Origin of the sequence: Funiculus sociatus GB2-C1 (genome assembly GCF_039962115.1) — a bacterium.
Taxonomy (GTDB): domain Bacteria; phylum Cyanobacteriota; class Cyanobacteriia; order Cyanobacteriales; family FACHB-T130; genus Funiculus; species Funiculus sociatus.
Window position 1 is genome coordinate 23,331 of record NZ_JAMPKJ010000008.1, and the last position, 14,702, is coordinate 38,032.

The following is a 14,702-nucleotide window of genomic DNA, read 5'->3' on the forward strand; positions in this document are numbered from 1 at the left end:
GAATTGTTAACCTCCTTTTCCCTTTAAGCGAAAGAGTTGGGGGTTAGGTTTGTCTTAATCGAATAAATATTAACGCCAAAGCTAGAAACCCGGTTGCTCGGTTATTTGTCAGGCAATCGTGACATTTCTGCCTTACCTAGAAAGTATTTAGGCAAATGCCCCCTTGTAGTTGATCCCAGATCCCGCCAATTGTCATAAATCTATGACAATTCGATCCCCAGGTTGCCCATAACTTCGTAGATATACCTATAATCGGCCCAGAAACCCCTTGATTTAACCAGGGATTTTTTACAACATAAGATTAACAAAGCGATCCCGCGATCCCAAAGAAATGTGGAAAGCACATTTCTGAAAACATTGGCGGCCAGTTCGCTTCTCAATTCAGATGGAAAGCAAGTAAGTCTTCAAGGTGTCGTTTGAAAATCCTGCTACTTAAAAGGAAAAATCGACTCGCTCAAGACCGGAACCAACTAAAAGACGTTACGGATTTCAGTAAGAGGCAAAATTGCCCAGCTTTCCGAAGTTGAAGAGACGCGAAACTGCACTTTGTGCGCTTCGTTAACCAGTCTCTAGAGGAGTAACCTACCTGCCGAAAGAAACTACCGGAGACAATACGTTATGGCAAAAGAACGCCCACCCCTAGAAGAGATGACATTGCGGCAACTCCGCAAAGTTGCCAGTGAATGCAGCATCTCTCGATACAGCAGGATGCGGAAAGACCAACTGCTGGCATCAATTCAAGAAGTTCAACGCACCAAGATTTCTCTCAGTCCATCTCGCACACTGGAGGCACAAGAAGAAGTGGAAGCAGCAAAATTTGAACTTGGTCAGGAAGACCGGACTGGCGGTACGCTGGCATCCGTAGACGAAGGATTAGGAGATTTACCTGGTGGTTACGGTGAAAGCCGCGTTGTCTTGATGCCTCGCGATCCGCAATGGGCTTACACGTACTGGGATATCCCCAACGAGCATAAAGAAGACTTGCGCCGTCAGGGGGGACAACAACTAGCTCTGCGACTGTACGATGTCACAGACATGAGCCTCGAATACCAAAGCCCACACAGCATTCAGGAATATCCTTGCGACGAGTTAGCGCGGGAATGGTATTTGCCGATGCCCGTGAGCGATCGCGACTACGTTGTAGACATCGGCTACCGCTGTGCAGATGGTCGCTTTTTAGTCTTAGCTCGTTCCGCTCCCGTGCGCGTTCCTCCCGTTTATCCTAGCGACTGGATTGAAGACCAATTCATCACTCTGGACTGGGAAGAAGATCTGCGCGGCAAAACCTTCCTCGAATTGGTTCCTCCAGCCAAGAAAATGTCAATGGCAGCAACTGGCTACGGTGCCGCCCCCGCCACTGGCAACCCAATCTACGACGAAATCTTCGGCATGGCTCAGACCACCGAAGCTCAGCGCGTAGCAGGTTCGCTGTACGGTTCCATGCAGCAAGTATCCCTCGCAGAACAAGCCATCAGCTCCTACGTCTTCCCCTCTGGCGTTGGTATGTGGGCAGTTCCCACCACCTCTGGTCTTACCATGTCCGGTGTTGGAATGTCGGGTGCTGGCTTCTCTGCTTCCGCAATACCTATGCGTCCGCGTCAGTTCTGGTTAATTGCCGATGCTGAGCTAATTGTTTACGGTGCTACCGAGCCTGATGCTACCGTTACCATTGGCGGTCGTCCAATTAAGCTGAATTCAGATGGTACTTTCCGCTTCCAAATGTCCTTCCAAGATGGGTTGATTGACTATCCGATCATGGCTGTCGCGGCTGATGGCGAGCAAACCCGCTCGGTTCACATGAAGTTCACCCGCGAAACTCCTAGCCGGAATACTAACACTAAAGAAGAAGCCGTTCCCGAATGGTTGACTTAAAAGGATGAGGGATGAACAAAAATGAATTAATTCTCCCTTCCTTCTTCAGTTCTATGTCTTGAGAAGTTTCCCCCGACGCAAGTTGGGGGATTATTATTAGAAAATTATGAAACCTGAACAAATCAACGCTAACCTTACAGAAATATTTGGTGCAGAAGCTATTGAGGCAACCGCACCCGGATTGTGGCAAGTAGAAACGCCCCAAATGCGGCTGTTGGTGCTACTATCCGACGATGGATCTTGGTTGCGAGTTCTTGTACCAATCGCACCCGCTCAAGAAGCTCAACCGTTTTTGGAACAGCTCTTAGAAGCCAACTTTGATAATACCCAGGAAAGCCGCTATGCCCTGCATCAAGAGGTGTTATGGGGCGTGTTTCAGCACAATCTCGATACTTTAAGTGGAGAGGATTTTTCAGGAGCGATCGCGCGACTGGTCTCTCTGCATCAAACAGGTTTATCTGACTGCTTTAACCAGCTCATTGAAACTCGCATCAGTCAAATTATCCTTGCTGCCAAACAACAGGGACAAACTCTGGAAGCAACACTCCAAACCTTAGATCGGTTTTATGAAGAAGGTTTAATGGGTGAAATGGATCTAGGCGCTGAAGCTCGTGAACAAGTGCTGGCAGCTTGGCGACGTCAATTAGAACGCCTGTGGCCAGAAGTGGAACCTTAACACCATTTTAGATTTTGGAATTCCCCCTAAAAATGTAGGGGGAGCGGATTTTGGATTGTCAAACCCTATCCTCTAGAGAGTTTTAGCAAACTAGGTATAACTTCTAATCATACTTTTTATCTTATGGGCATCCTTCAAATTCTTAAAGAAGACTATCAGAGATTCCCAGAAAACCAGACCTTCAGCATCTATGCAAAAGATATCTTTTTCCAAGATCCCCTCAGCAAATTTCGTGGTCTTGGGAAGTATAAAGCCATGATTGGCTTTATCAACACCTTTTTTATTGCCGTCAAGATGGATTTACACGACATTCGCCAGTCAGGAGACACAATAAACATGGAGTGGACATTAAGTTGGAACACCCCGCTTCCCTGGAAACCACGCATTGCTGTTCCCGGCTGGAGCGAATTAAAAGTCAACTCCGATGGGTTAATTAATTCTCATATTGACTACTGGAAATGTTCCCGCCTCGATGTCCTAAAGCAGCATATCCCCGGTTTATCCCTTAAAGGGAATAAAAATGAATAATTTTTAGAGTAAATTTACTATAACGGCTTATAGAAGGTAGTAAAGTAAATAAATTTCATTTAGCATTTAAACTAAGGAATCAAAATCTTCAAGAATACCTGTACTTAGAGAAAACCCGCTAAAGTAAATAAATATAAGCAATTTTCAAGCGGGGTTTAATTATCAATGCGTGTAATTTTAATGACAGGGAAAGGGGGCGTTGGCAAAACGTCTGTAGCAGCTGCAACGGGCTTGCGTTGTGCTGAACTCGGCTATAAAACCTTAGTTCTTAGCACCGACCCCGCCCACTCTCTTGCCGACAGTTTTGACCTAGAATTAGGACACGATCCGCGTTTAGTTCGCCCCAACTTGTGGGGAGCAGAACTAGACGCGCTGATGGAATTGGAAGGCAACTGGGGTGCTGTCAAGCGCTATATCACCCAGGTTTTGCAGGCGCGGGGATTGGATGGCGTACAGGCGGAAGAATTAGCCATTCTACCTGGGATGGATGAAATTTTCGGTTTAGTTCGCATGAAGCGCCACTACGATGAAGGCGAATTTGATGTACTCATTATTGACTCAGCTCCCACTGGAACTGCGCTAAGACTGCTAAGTTTACCGGAAGTTAGCGGTTGGTATATGAGACGTTTTTATAAGCCATTACAAGGAATATCAGTTGCTCTAAGACCTTTGGTTGAACCCATTTTTAGACCACTTGCAGGTTTTTCTTTACCAGATAAAGAGGTTATGGATGCTCCCTATGAATTTTACGAGCAAATTGAAGCGTTGGAAAAAGTATTAACTGACAATACTCAAACTTCGGTGCGCTTAGTCACCAATCCAGAAAAAATGGTGATTAAAGAGTCTCTTCGGGCCCATGCTTATTTAAGTTTGTACAACGTTGCTACAGATTTGGTGGTGGCAAATCGGATTATACCAGAGCAAGTGACTGACCCCTTCTTTCAACGTTGGAAGGAGAATCAGCAGCAATATCGGCAGGATATTCACCAAAATTTCCATCCATTGCCTGTGAAGGAAGTTCCACTTTACTCTGAGGAAATGTGCGGTTTGGATGCCTTAGAACGGCTGAAGGAAACGCTATATAAGGACGAAGACCCGACTCAGGTATATTACAAGGAAACGACTCTGAGAGTTGTCCAAGAAAAAAACCAGTACAGTTTGGAACTGTATTTACCTGGTATTGCCAAGGATCAAGTTCAATTGAGTAAAACTGGGGATGAATTAAATATTACCATTGGCAACCATCGGCGAAATTTGGTATTGCCGCAAGCACTGGCGGCTTTACAACCATCCGGGGCCAAGATGGAGAATGATTATCTGAAAATCCGGTTTGCGGATGCGGTTAAGGTAAGCTGAGAAAATTAATCTAGGCAAATTTAGGGATGGAGGCAGATACTCTAGATTCTAGAGTATCTGCCTCGATTTGCTATTTGCTACTTTACGAGTAAGCTATTAGCGCAGTCCTAGCCAGGTGAAAAAGTCCTGATGGGTGAAAAATTCCAGTATTAACAAAGCAACAAACCCTACCATAGCGAAGCGTCCGTTAAGTTGCTCGGCGTAGGGTGAAAAGCCAAAAGCAGGTTCTGGACTGTTATAATCTTCTGCTGGCGTTTGTTTTGGTGTCGGAGTAGTTTCAGGATTCATCGCTTTTAGTTTAATATTGGTCAGATGTTGGTTGAGATTCCAGACTTTGAACAGATTCAATAAGCGATCGCACTACCAACGCCCCCTCGGACGGCTCAAATCCCAAAGGGAACTTACCCCGAACCAGCATTCTTAAACCCAGTGGCCCCAAGCTGATTAACCCCTTAATATCTCGAAAAGAGTTACCCACCACTTGCAGCCCAAATCGGCGTTCATCAATCCAACCGCCTTCCTTAACCAAATCAATTAATACTTTCCGGTGGCGAACTTGGCGGCTGTCTTGGGCATCCTTCCGGTCAAGAATTTCCTGTTTAATTTTACCGATTTGATCCATTGGGGCAACATCCATCGGACAAACCGTATTGCACATAAAACAACGGGTACAGCCCCAAACGCCCTGAGTCCCCTGATTATATTTTTCCAAACGAGATTCTGTTTCAAAGTCGCGAGAATCCGTCACCATCCGGTAAGCTTTAGCTAAAGCGTGGGGGCCTACAAAATCTGGGTTCACTTCACGGGCATTGCATTCAGAATAGCAGGCACCGCATAAAATACAATTGCCTGTTTGATTCAGTTTCTCTCGCTCTTCGGGTGTTTGCAGAAACTCTCGTTCCGGGACTTGCCTTGCACCAGTGCTGACATAGGGTTCAACAGCTTCAAGGTGATCCCAAAAGCTGTGCATATCTACCACCAAATCCTTAATTACAGGCATATTGCCCATTGGGGCAATGGTAATTTCTGGGATGGTATCTGAGGTATTTCTCGTCGTATCTGAGGTTGTAGCACTTGCCGCTATCTGTTGCAGCCTTTGCAGTTCACTGCCCACATTTTCCTTGCAAGCTAGCGCAGAACGACCATTGATTCGCATTCCGCAGCTGCCGCAAATTGTGTTGCGACAATTCTTGCGAAAAGCTAAACTTCCATCCTGCTCCCACTTAATACGATTTAAGCAATCCAGAATTGTGTTGCCGGGATCAACATCCAGTGTGTAAGTCTGAACTTGAGGAGGAGAATTTTGCTCCTGCCTAATGACCTTAAAAAGGACTTGCATGATTAAAGGCTCTTCATTCTCTCATCTTCTAGTCTAAGACTGAAATCAGCACTGTGTAGGCAAGCACAACTTTGTTTTACATAGGTTGACTTAGGTGTGCAGCTCTTATTTTTTATGTCCAGAGCAATGAAGACAAAACAGATCAATCCCCGCTTTGTCATCCCAAAGATAGATTTCCGGTAATAGTATACTTTACACTTTAGACTTTATAAAATTATAGAGTCTTTAGTCTCTCGTCTCTAGTCGCTCCTTAAATGACTTGACAAGTGGTAGTAAGAACCTCAACTGTTACCGAACAACCAAATTTTGCAGCAAGACATGAACTTGAGGACTCACCTTGTAAAAATCGTTTGTTGGGCTGAGTAAGTTAAATATATATTTTTTATGTACTCAAATATTGGCAGAAGACTCTCTTTACTATACTGTAGATTGAAGTGTATTTTGTAAGACGATGACTGAAACCGCAACATCTCCATTGACAGGGAAAGCACTGCTTCAAAAAGTAAAAGAGCTTTCAAACTTACCACGGCGAGAAACAGCAAAACGCTGTGGCTATTACACCGTGACTAAGAACAACCAGACTCGTGTCAACTTAACAGACTTTTATGACGCAGTTTTGGGTGCTAAAGGTGTTCCTCTCGATCCAGAAGGAACAAAAGATGGTCGCGGACGCGAACCAACCTATCGTGTAAGCGTACACAAAAACGGTCAAATTGTTATTGGTGCAACCTACACTGAGGCAATGGGATTAAAGCCTGGTGATGAGTTTGAAATTAAGCTGGGCTACAAGCATATTCACTTAATTCAGGTGGATGGCGATAAAGCCCGGGCAGCGGAAGATATGGAGGAAGATACTGAAGACGAGGAAGATGAGGAATCTTAGGCAGTAATAGTTACTGGTCTAGGGGTGCTTTTGACAAAACAAGCTATTTCATCTGAAAGAAAATTAACTGGCTTTCCTTAAAGGGGATTGTCTAGTGTTTTGCTAATACATCGGAGGGCTATTGCATAGTAGCTGCGTGGGTTTATGCTCGCCCTCCGAAAGTATACAAGGCAGTGTTTTCGCTTTCCTTAAGATGTTAAGCTTGTGCCAATAAAAGCTGTCTTGACAATGGTTATTTTTGACCAAATAAAGCGGTTGCTGGCGTTACTTGCAGAAGCAGCCGCTGTGTGGAAAGCGATCGCTTTTTTCCTTGTTTGGCTAGTTCTTTGGTTGCCAGTGGCGATTCCTCTGGCAAAATTTCTGAAATGGCAACCCCCTAAGCCATTGGCAGTAGAGCAAAAGCTACCTTTATTAGCTTCGCTTTACTTAATTGCTCCACTGATTGTGTGGGGTGCTTCTTTGGTGGAGGGGATGCCTTTTTCAGATTACGGCTTGAATTGGAAAGCTTCAGTTTTAGTTTCACTGGGACAAGGCTTAGGCTTGGCTGTGCTAAGCCTGGTGGTGGTGTTTGGCATAGAAAAAGCCTTAGGCTGGATAAATTGGCACTGGGAAGAAGATCAAAGCTCTCCAGAGGTAGAGATTCAGTCGCCCAAAATTGGATCGGTAGTGGGATCTATCGTGCTACCGACACTATTAATAGGATTGTTGGTAAGTGGAATTGAAGAGTTAATTTTTCGGGGATTTTTGCTTACTTCCCTTGAGCAAGATTATTCAGTTTGGGTAGCGGCAGTAATTTCCAGCTTAATTTTTGCTCTGCTACATCTGGTTTGGGAACAGCAAGAAACTCTACCCCAGCTGCCGGGATTGTGGCTGATGGGGATGGTATTAGTATTAGCTCGTGCTTGTGATGGTGGTAGTCTGGGGTTGCCTTGGGGACTACACGCGGGTTGGATTTGGGTTATAGCTAGTTTGGATACCGTTGGGTTGATTACTTACACGGGTAAAGTTCCAGCTTGGATGACTGGTTTAGGAGAAAAACCCTTAGCTGGTGGGATGGGAATTCTGTGTGTATTGGGAACTGGAGGCCTTCTCTGGGTGTTATTTAACTGAGCCGACAAGCTGAAATAATCTAGAGTAAACAAAGTCTGAGATTGAAGTTTTAGGGGAAGCGATCGCAAGTCAGCCACAATTTATGATTCAGCTTCGGCAGTTGAAAACGTATGACCGAGCAATCTACTGATTACGATAGTCTCTAGAAAGAAGTCATAGAGGAATATTTTCCCGATTGTCGAGAGGATTAACGGGATAAACGATCCATCCGTGCTGAAAACGCTTTTCACACGGGCGATTCTTATTGGTTCTGTGGAAGAATTCCAGCAAGTCTTGGATGAAGTGCTTTCTGGATGAGCGATCGCGCCTTCAACGAGTTGCAGTTAAAATCGTCACTGGATTAAGAGGCGAAAACCGCGTCAAGTTTCCCACAGGTACGGAACGCGATAGCTGCACTTGCAACAACTGGTAATCCCAACTGTGACGGGAAAGCCAATCCAAAGCTGTATTAAGATGTTCTAAAGTTGCTAGTGCCAGCACCAAAACACCACTATAAGTTAGCTGATTATTACAGGTATCGAGAATTTCAGTTAAATTGCCGCCGCTACCACCGACAAAGATGCGATTGGGCGGTGGAAGTTGAGATAAAGCTTCTGGTGCATCGCCATGAATAGAAATTACGTTTTCTACTTGGAAGCGATCGCAATTTTTCTGGATTAAACTGGTGCCAGGAGAGGTTTTCTCAATCGCATACACGCGAGACGTGGGGAACAAACGGGCAATTTCGATAGAAACCGATCCGGTTCCGGCACCGATATCCCAGATAATTTGCTTTGGCTGTAGTGCTAGTTCTCCTAATACGAGAATACGCACTTCGCGCTTAGTCATCAAACCTGGGCGATCGCTAAAACTCAAAAAACTCCGATCTGGTAATCCCAGCATCGGCAAGGATTCTAAATTTAGAGGCAATTCATCCGCCTCTACACGTAGTAATACCACCACATTCAGGGGTGCAAAAGTTTTATCCAGCAGGCTGTCTATCGCAAAACATTGAACCTGTTCATCGACACCGCCGAGATTTTCACATACCCAGAATTGGTAATTGCTGGGTAAATCTAAGGCAAGTAACAGATGTGCGACCGCATTTGGCGTATTCGTCCCATCTGTCAGCACCGCAATCTTCTCCACGCCTTGTTGCAGTGCTACAGTTAACTCGTCAAGCGATCGCCCGTGAGCGCTAATTACCCGCGCATCCTGCCAAGGCACTTTTATTTTATTGAAAGCCAGTTGAATCGAACTCAGATGCGGGTAAAAAGTTAATTGTTCTGCTGGAAGTTCTACAAGTAGCAGCCGTCCCAATCCAAAAAATAGCGGATCGCCGCTGACTAATACCACAATTATTTCTGAAGCACTGTACAAGCAATTGCGAATTTTGTCAATTGCTGCTTTTAAATCTCCTAGTAGCAAACGTTGGGCTGGATGGTGGGGAAAGTAACAGAGGTGGCGATCGCTTCCAATTAGCAGCGTAGCCCGATCCACAATCTGCCGCACAGTTTGTGTTAGTCCTGCTGTGCCATCCAAGCCAATTCCAACAACGTGTACAGTCATAGAAAAGCACAAGGCGATCCCCTATGTCCCCCTTCAAAAGGGGGTCGGCAAAAACTAAAAAAAGAAATACAGAGCTTATATTCCTTCCCCCTGGGTTCTCCACGTCTCTGTGCGTTAACTCTCATAACCCTCCCAAGCTAAGATGAGCAGAGCATTAACGATAGCAGCAGCGACTGGTGAACCGCCCTTGCGCCCTTCGATGCGAATTTGGGGTACGGGAGTGTTAGCGAGTGCCGCTTTTGACTCTAGCACGGAGATAAAGCCCACAGGTGCGCCGATTACCAAAGCTGGTTGTACTGCTGCTTTTGGCAACTCAGTACAAAGAGCTAGTAAAGCGGTGGGAGCATTCCCGATAGCAAAAATCGCGTTGGGAAATAACTCAAAGCAGTGCATCAAACCAGTTTCAGTGCGCGTCTTACCGGGAAGTGGGACGGGTGCTTCTTCAACTGCGGCAATTAGCGGGGTGCCAAAAGTTTTCGATACCATCCCAGCAACTCCCTGTTTTACCATGCCTACGTCTGTGATAATAGGCACGCGATGCTGGAGAGATGCGATCGCATTCTCAATTGCCCCAGGGCTAAATCGAATCAATGTTGCAAACTCAAAATCAGCTGTAGTATGAATCACCCGCCGGACAATCGCATACTCCGCGGGGCTAAAGTTATGTTCGCCGATTTCTCGGTCAATAACTGCGAAACTCTGCTCCAAAATAGGATGATTTAAAAGGCTCATTCAGGGGCGGGTCTAAGGAAGATTTGCTGTTGCCAGATGCTAAGGTTATCTTAAAACCCGCCCCGACAACTTAAAATTCTAAAACAGGCCAGTCAGGGCCGCGGTAATAGTGGGTCATATCGTCAAACTTCCTCAGTTCTGCGCGGTGTGCCAACAGTTCTTGGTAATTTTCTACCCATTGATCGTTAAATTCCGAAAGCTTATTGCATAAAGCTTGGCGATCCAAATCGGGTGAAATATTCCCAAAATATCCTAGTGTAATATGGGCAGTAAAACGGTATTGCTGTTCAACCCTCAAAGCAATCAGACCGGGATTTTGATAAATACAGCGGCGAAACTGCAAAATTCTTTCGTAGGTTTCCTCGTCCTTGGGTAGTAAACCCACAGCGATCGCGCGAGGCATCACTATCAACCCCAGCAATTGCCAGCGTAAAGGATGCCCTAAACTGATTGACGGCTTAGACTGCTCAAAGATTTTACCAATTGCAGAGCGCAAATGTTCCTCAAACGCTGGCTTCTGATTCGCGTGTCTGTAAGCACTGTCCCAAATCAAATCCGCTAAAGTTAAGTGAAAGCTTTCCGGAGGTACTGGTACCAAGAAACCGGAGTCAAACTGCTGCAATAGTTGGTCTTGGCATACCTTCAAGGTTTCGTAAAACGTAGAATTTTCCGAATCATCCCCCCAAGGTGGCGTGATTACCGTATAGCCTGGGAAAGGCACTGGCTGTCTTTCGCCAGATTCATCAGGCTTAAACTTCGGAGACTCCTGTATATGTTGTACTTGGGACTGGTAGGTAGCAGGTAGCGGTAGTCGGGCTACCCGATTTAAATAAATTTGATAACTCTCGTCCAATTTTGATATCCTCGCTCTTTTAAAAGATGCTGTAATGCCAATTTACCTTTACTGGGGAGAAGATGATTTTGCCTTAGAAAAAGCCGTTAATCTCCTTTTGCATCGATTTGTCGATCCGCAATGGGCTAGCTTTAACTATGACAAAATTTCCCCCGATCAAGCCAATGCTGCCATCACCGGACTGAACCAGGCGATGACCCCTCCTATGCTCACCGGTTCGCGTCTGGTATGGTTGACTGATACAACTATATTCCAGCAATGTTCTGAAGACCTGCTGACTGAGTTGGAGCGGACTATACCAGTGCTTCCTGAGTCGTCAGTATTATTACTGACAACGCGAACTAAACCTGATGGTCGTCTCAGATCCACCAAGTTGCTGCAACAGTATGCTGAGATTAGAGAATTTTCTCTCATTCCACCTTGGAAAACAGAAGAGTTGCTAAAACGAGTGCGGCAAGTTTCCCAAGAAGTCGATGTAAAACTGACTCAGGCTGGTGCCGAACTTTTAGCACAGTCTGTGGGAAATGATACCAGGCAGCTTTGGAATGAGCTGGAAAAGTTAAGTTGCTATGCTGGGACAGATGCAAAAGCACTTGATGCTGATGTTATTGCTGCTCTGGTAACATCAACCACCCATAATAGCTTGAAGTTGGCAGAGGCAATTATTCAGGGAAATGCGGCTAAAGCTTCCGGTTTGGTTGCTGACTTGATCGGTCGCAATGAACCAGCTTTGAAGATTGTAGCTACTTTGATTGGTCAATTTCGCACCTGGTTATGGGTCAAACTTATGATAGAGGATGGGGAGCGAGATGAAAGAGTGATCGCTACTGCGGTAGAGATAGGCAACCCAAATCGAGTTTACATTCTGCGAAAAGAAGTCAACCCCTTATCAAGTCGGCAACTTAGTTTAACATTACCCTTACTGCTGGATCTTGAAGTTAGCCTAAAGCGAGGCGCAGATCCCCTCTCGACTCTACAAACTAAAATCATAGAACTCTGCCTGGTGTATCAGTGAAACGTAACGCACCAAAACCCTTAAAATATCTCTCCATAAACGTGTGTTACAGCTTTGGACTCACACACCCTAAATCTGGCATCTGAAAGTGCATCTGTGAAATTTAGGAAATAATTTATAAATGCTTCCTCTTTACCTGGAACTTCTCACCCTTAAAATAGTTCAGAAAATGTAATGCACGTACTGCTTTAGTTTCCTATTTTTGGCTGCACTAGATCATGATGACTTCCTTCTGTTCCCGCCGTTACGTGAATCGAGTCTTATCCCAATGCCTAAGTGTGGGAACTTTCGCCACCCTAAGCCTGCTATTGGGAATCGCACCGGGTATCTCCGGGGGCTACCATACTGTAGAGTTTAATTCTGTGGCATACGCTCAAGCTTCTAATGTTACTAATGAGGAAGTAACTAAAGTTGCCAGAGCTATCTTGGCGATGGAGCCTGGTCGCCAATCTGCCTATAATGACATTAAGAAACTTGTGGGCAGCCCTCCGAATATTATCTGCGGCAGACCTAATACATTGCGATCGCTGCCTCGAAATGCTCAGGCAATTGCCAGAAATTACTGTCAGCAGTCGCAAAAGATTATCCAGAGCAATGGTCTGACAAATGAACGATTCAACCAAGTTACCATTGCAGCGCAGAGCGATAAGGATCTACAAACACGGATTCAAAATGAAATGCTTCGTCTGCAATCTAACTAAGGGCGATATTTGAGAATCTCTTTCTTTTGTCATTATCTTTTTAAGCGATGCTAAATATAACGCAACGCTTGAGTGCCGAGCCTGATGTAGAAGTTAGTTTTACTCTGGCTCTGACAGCCGAGGAGCGTACCCGCAGCCGCTATCGCTTTGAAACGCCTTCAGGTGAAGCTTTGTATCTACGCTTACCTAGAGGGACTGTGCTGCGCGATCGCGATCTCCTCCAATCTGAAACCTGTGATGTTGTGGTGAGAATTGCTGCTAAACCGGAACCAGTTCTCACGGTGACAGCTAAACACCCCCTAGATTTGCTGCGTGCGGCTTATCATCTGGGGAATCGGCACGTACCGATAGAAATTGCTCTCACCTATTTAAGACTATCTCCTGACCCAGTTTTGCAGGCAATGCTGGAACATATAGGGGTGGAGGTACGAGAGGAAATCGCACCTTTTCAACCTGAACCAGGTGCTTACGGGCATTAAAAAGGAACTGAGGATTGGGGGCTGGGGACTAGGTAAGACTTTTTTCCAATTCCCAATTTTCCAATTTCCAATGAGCAATTTACTGTGTCTGTTACAGCTTGCTAGTCCAGCATTGCCAGTGGGTGCCTATAGCTATTCCGAAGGTTTGGAAACGCTAGTTGAGGCTGGTGTAATTGATAATCGGCATCTGGGAGACTGGCTAAAGCAGGAACTCCGCTATGGGGCAATTCGGTTGGAGGCGGCGATAGCGATCCGCGCCTATCGAGGTGCAGAAGCTGGCGATTTGGAGGCTTTAAGTTACTGGAATGCTTGGTTATCTGCTGCTAAAGAAACCCAAGAATTGCGAGAGCAAAGTTGGCAGATGGGGCGATCGCTTTTAAAATTATTTCTGGAACTACAGCCGCAGGTGCAGTTAATGGCCGATGCTGTGGGAAATCCTTGTAATTATGCGATCGCTTTCGGTATCGCCGCACAAGAGTGGCAAATTGAGCTAAAGCAAGCAATGTTGGGATATTTACACAGTTGGGCGACGAATGCGATCGCATCTGGAGTGAAACTGATTCCCCTGGGACAAACCGCTGGGCAACAGCTACTCTTTGAACTGCATCCCACTATAGGTGATGCTACCAATGAAATTTTAGCTTTAGAGGATGACGATCTCAGTAGTTGTGGCTGGGGATTAGCGCTGGCGAGTATGGCACACGAAACCCAGTACACGCGACTATTTCGCAGTTAACGTAAATGGCACTGACTTAACGGTAATTGAGTTCTATCGTAGCTTCGGGAGCCAGAGTTGTGCGCGGGGCGTGGCGTTTGAGGTATGCAATAGCTAATTGCCTTGGTAAAATTAGCCATTAGCCATTAGCGATTAGCAATCCCATGAGTGCATTTCGGGTTGGCGTAGCAGGGCCAGTGGGTTCGGGAAAAACTGCCTTAGTTGAGGCGATGTGTAAGGCGATGCGGCAGAGATACCACATTGCTGTCGTCACCAATGATATTTATACCCAGGAAGATGCACAGTTTTTAGTGAAAAGTCAAGCATTGGAAAGCGATCGCATCCTCGGCGTAGAAACTGGCGGTTGTCCCCACACCGCCATCCGCGAAGACGCTTCCATGAACATAGCCGCCATCGAACAGATGGAACAGCGATTTCCAGATTTAGACCTAGTATTTTTAGAAAGTGGCGGCGACAACTTAGCTGCAACCTTTAGTCCCGAACTTGTAGACTTGACAATTTACGTAATTGATGTTGCAGCAGGTGACAAAATTCCCCGCAAAGGAGGCCCCGGCATCACCAAGTCAGATTTGCTGGTAATTAACAAAATTGACCTTGCCCCTTTAGTGGGAGCTGATTTGGGCATCATGGAACGAGACACCAAGAGAATGCGCGGGGAAAAACACTTTATATTTACAAATTTGAAGACTCAGCAAGGATTAGACGCTGTTTTAAAGTTTATCCGTTTGAATATGGGAGAAATTCCCCAAACAGCAACCTGAACTTACCCTTCAATGATTGTTAAAAATCTGGATTTTGTATCCAAGACTACAATGTTTTCCTAGACCATCGCTCTAATATCACTCCTTAGCTGTGTATGTTCTCTATCATTGGG

16 protein-coding genes are annotated in these 14,702 nt (G+C 45.6%); 11 read left to right on the forward strand and 5 right to left on the reverse strand.

Annotated features, from left to right (window positions below):
- Positions 1-618: 618 nt before the first annotated feature.
- From NDI42_RS05845 to NDI42_RS05860, 4 genes are all read left to right on the forward strand, one after another.
- Positions 619-1,872 carry a DUF4912 domain-containing protein gene (locus NDI42_RS05845; RefSeq protein WP_190460219.1) on the forward strand — a complete coding sequence of 418 codons (1,254 nt, stop codon included), beginning with the start codon at positions 619-621 and terminating at the stop codon, positions 1,870-1,872.
- A gap of 106 nt (positions 1,873-1,978) precedes the next feature.
- Positions 1,979-2,548, forward strand: coding sequence for a hypothetical protein (locus NDI42_RS05850; RefSeq protein ID WP_190460221.1), 570 nt, complete (start codon positions 1,979-1,981; stop codon positions 2,546-2,548).
- Positions 2,549-2,671: 123 nt separating this feature from the next.
- Positions 2,672-3,076 (forward strand): C6orf136 family protein, encoded by a 405-nt coding sequence (locus NDI42_RS05855; RefSeq protein ID WP_190460222.1) that lies wholly within the window; start codon positions 2,672-2,674, stop codon positions 3,074-3,076.
- 165 nt (positions 3,077-3,241) lie between these two features.
- Positions 3,242-4,432, forward strand: coding sequence for a TRC40/GET3/ArsA family transport-energizing ATPase (locus NDI42_RS05860; RefSeq protein ID WP_190460224.1), 1,191 nt, complete (start codon positions 3,242-3,244; stop codon positions 4,430-4,432).
- A gap of 96 nt (positions 4,433-4,528) precedes the next feature.
- Here NDI42_RS05860 and NDI42_RS05865 read toward each other — a convergent pair whose 3' ends face one another.
- Both NDI42_RS05865 and NDI42_RS05870 read right to left on the reverse strand, forming a co-directional pair.
- On the reverse strand, positions 4,529-4,720 hold the full coding sequence (locus tag NDI42_RS05865; protein WP_190460226.1) for a chlorophyll a/b-binding protein: 192 nt from the start codon (positions 4,718-4,720) through the stop codon (positions 4,529-4,531).
- 10 nt (positions 4,721-4,730) lie between these two features.
- Positions 4,731-5,771 (reverse strand): succinate dehydrogenase/fumarate reductase iron-sulfur subunit, encoded by a 1,041-nt coding sequence (locus NDI42_RS05870; protein WP_190460228.1) that lies wholly within the window; start codon positions 5,769-5,771, stop codon positions 4,731-4,733.
- 451 nt (positions 5,772-6,222) lie between these two features.
- Between NDI42_RS05870 and NDI42_RS05875 the strand changes: the two genes are divergently transcribed.
- Together NDI42_RS05875 and NDI42_RS05880 are read left to right on the forward strand one after the other, a co-directional pair.
- Positions 6,223-6,654, forward strand: a complete 432-nt coding sequence (locus tag NDI42_RS05875) for an AbrB family transcriptional regulator (protein WP_190460230.1) — start codon at positions 6,223-6,225, stop codon at positions 6,652-6,654.
- Between the two features lie 228 nt (positions 6,655-6,882).
- Positions 6,883-7,764: a CPBP family intramembrane glutamic endopeptidase gene (locus tag NDI42_RS05880; RefSeq protein ID WP_190460232.1), complete on the forward strand. Its 882-nt coding sequence runs from the start codon at positions 6,883-6,885 to the stop codon at positions 7,762-7,764.
- Between the two features lie 309 nt (positions 7,765-8,073).
- Here the strand turns inward: NDI42_RS05880 and cbiE are convergent, their stop codons facing one another.
- From cbiE to NDI42_RS05895, 3 genes are all read right to left on the reverse strand, one after another.
- On the reverse strand, positions 8,074-9,312 hold the full coding sequence (cbiE, locus tag NDI42_RS05885; protein WP_190460234.1) for a precorrin-6y C5,15-methyltransferase (decarboxylating) subunit CbiE: 1,239 nt from the start codon (positions 9,310-9,312) through the stop codon (positions 8,074-8,076).
- Positions 9,313-9,426: 114 nt separating this feature from the next.
- On the reverse strand, positions 9,427-10,044 hold the full coding sequence (locus tag NDI42_RS05890; RefSeq protein ID WP_190460236.1) for a cobalt-precorrin-8X methylmutase: 618 nt from the start codon (positions 10,042-10,044) through the stop codon (positions 9,427-9,429).
- 70 nt (positions 10,045-10,114) lie between these two features.
- Positions 10,115-10,897, reverse strand: coding sequence for a DUF1868 domain-containing protein (locus NDI42_RS05895; RefSeq protein WP_190460238.1), 783 nt, complete (start codon positions 10,895-10,897; stop codon positions 10,115-10,117).
- A 34-nt stretch (positions 10,898-10,931) separates the two neighbouring features.
- Here NDI42_RS05895 and holA point away from each other — a divergent pair, with 34 nt between their 5' ends.
- The 5 genes from holA (at position 10,932) to ureG (ending at position 14,589) form a co-directional block, all read left to right on the forward strand.
- Positions 10,932-11,912 carry a DNA polymerase III subunit delta gene (gene holA / locus NDI42_RS05900; protein WP_190460240.1) on the forward strand — a complete coding sequence of 327 codons (981 nt, stop codon included), beginning with the start codon at positions 10,932-10,934 and terminating at the stop codon, positions 11,910-11,912.
- Between the two features lie 218 nt (positions 11,913-12,130).
- Positions 12,131-12,613 carry a DUF4168 domain-containing protein gene (locus NDI42_RS05905; RefSeq protein ID WP_190460242.1) on the forward strand — a complete coding sequence of 161 codons (483 nt, stop codon included), beginning with the start codon at positions 12,131-12,133 and terminating at the stop codon, positions 12,611-12,613.
- Between the two features lie 47 nt (positions 12,614-12,660).
- Complete coding sequence (gene ureE, locus NDI42_RS05910; RefSeq protein WP_190460244.1) at positions 12,661-13,092, forward strand: urease accessory protein UreE; 432 nt, start codon at positions 12,661-12,663, stop codon at positions 13,090-13,092.
- A 70-nt stretch (positions 13,093-13,162) separates the two neighbouring features.
- Positions 13,163-13,828 carry an urease accessory protein UreF gene (locus NDI42_RS05915; protein WP_190460246.1) on the forward strand — a complete coding sequence of 222 codons (666 nt, stop codon included), beginning with the start codon at positions 13,163-13,165 and terminating at the stop codon, positions 13,826-13,828.
- A 143-nt stretch (positions 13,829-13,971) separates the two neighbouring features.
- The gene (gene ureG / locus NDI42_RS05920) at positions 13,972-14,589 is read left to right on the forward strand and encodes an urease accessory protein UreG (RefSeq protein ID WP_190460248.1); all 618 of its coding nucleotides are present in this window, start codon (positions 13,972-13,974) and stop codon (positions 14,587-14,589) included.
- Positions 14,590-14,702: the final 113 nt, after the last annotated feature.

What these genes read in the sequence shown, in the direction of transcription:
- NDI42_RS05875 (WP_190460230.1), top strand. Translation starts at nt 6,223, where the DNA reads ATGACTGAAACCGCAACATCTCCATTGACAGGGAAAGCACTGCTTCAA.
- NDI42_RS05845 (WP_190460219.1), top strand. Translation starts at nt 619, where the DNA reads ATGGCAAAAGAACGCCCACCCCTAGAAGAGATGACATTGCGGCAACTC.
- NDI42_RS05890 (WP_190460236.1), bottom strand. Translation starts at nt 10,044, where the DNA reads ATGAGCCTTTTAAATCATCCTATTTTGGAGCAGAGTTTCGCAGTTATT.
- NDI42_RS05850 (WP_190460221.1), top strand. Translation starts at nt 1,979, where the DNA reads ATGAAACCTGAACAAATCAACGCTAACCTTACAGAAATATTTGGTGCA.
- NDI42_RS05855 (WP_190460222.1), top strand. Translation starts at nt 2,672, where the DNA reads ATGGGCATCCTTCAAATTCTTAAAGAAGACTATCAGAGATTCCCAGAA.
- NDI42_RS05870 (WP_190460228.1), bottom strand. Translation starts at nt 5,771, where the DNA reads ATGCAAGTCCTTTTTAAGGTCATTAGGCAGGAGCAAAATTCTCCTCCT.
- ureG (WP_190460248.1), top strand. Translation starts at nt 13,972, where the DNA reads ATGAGTGCATTTCGGGTTGGCGTAGCAGGGCCAGTGGGTTCGGGAAAA.
- ureE (WP_190460244.1), top strand. Translation starts at nt 12,661, where the DNA reads ATGCTAAATATAACGCAACGCTTGAGTGCCGAGCCTGATGTAGAAGTT.
- NDI42_RS05880 (WP_190460232.1), top strand. Translation starts at nt 6,883, where the DNA reads ATGGTTATTTTTGACCAAATAAAGCGGTTGCTGGCGTTACTTGCAGAA.
- NDI42_RS05860 (WP_190460224.1), top strand. Translation starts at nt 3,242, where the DNA reads ATGCGTGTAATTTTAATGACAGGGAAAGGGGGCGTTGGCAAAACGTCT.
- NDI42_RS05905 (WP_190460242.1), top strand. Translation starts at nt 12,131, where the DNA reads ATGATGACTTCCTTCTGTTCCCGCCGTTACGTGAATCGAGTCTTATCC.
- cbiE (WP_190460234.1), bottom strand. Translation starts at nt 9,312, where the DNA reads ATGACTGTACACGTTGTTGGAATTGGCTTGGATGGCACAGCAGGACTA.
- holA (WP_190460240.1), top strand. Translation starts at nt 10,932, where the DNA reads ATGCCAATTTACCTTTACTGGGGAGAAGATGATTTTGCCTTAGAAAAA.
- NDI42_RS05915 (WP_190460246.1), top strand. Translation starts at nt 13,163, where the DNA reads ATGAGCAATTTACTGTGTCTGTTACAGCTTGCTAGTCCAGCATTGCCA.
- NDI42_RS05865 (WP_190460226.1), bottom strand. Translation starts at nt 4,720, where the DNA reads ATGAATCCTGAAACTACTCCGACACCAAAACAAACGCCAGCAGAAGAT.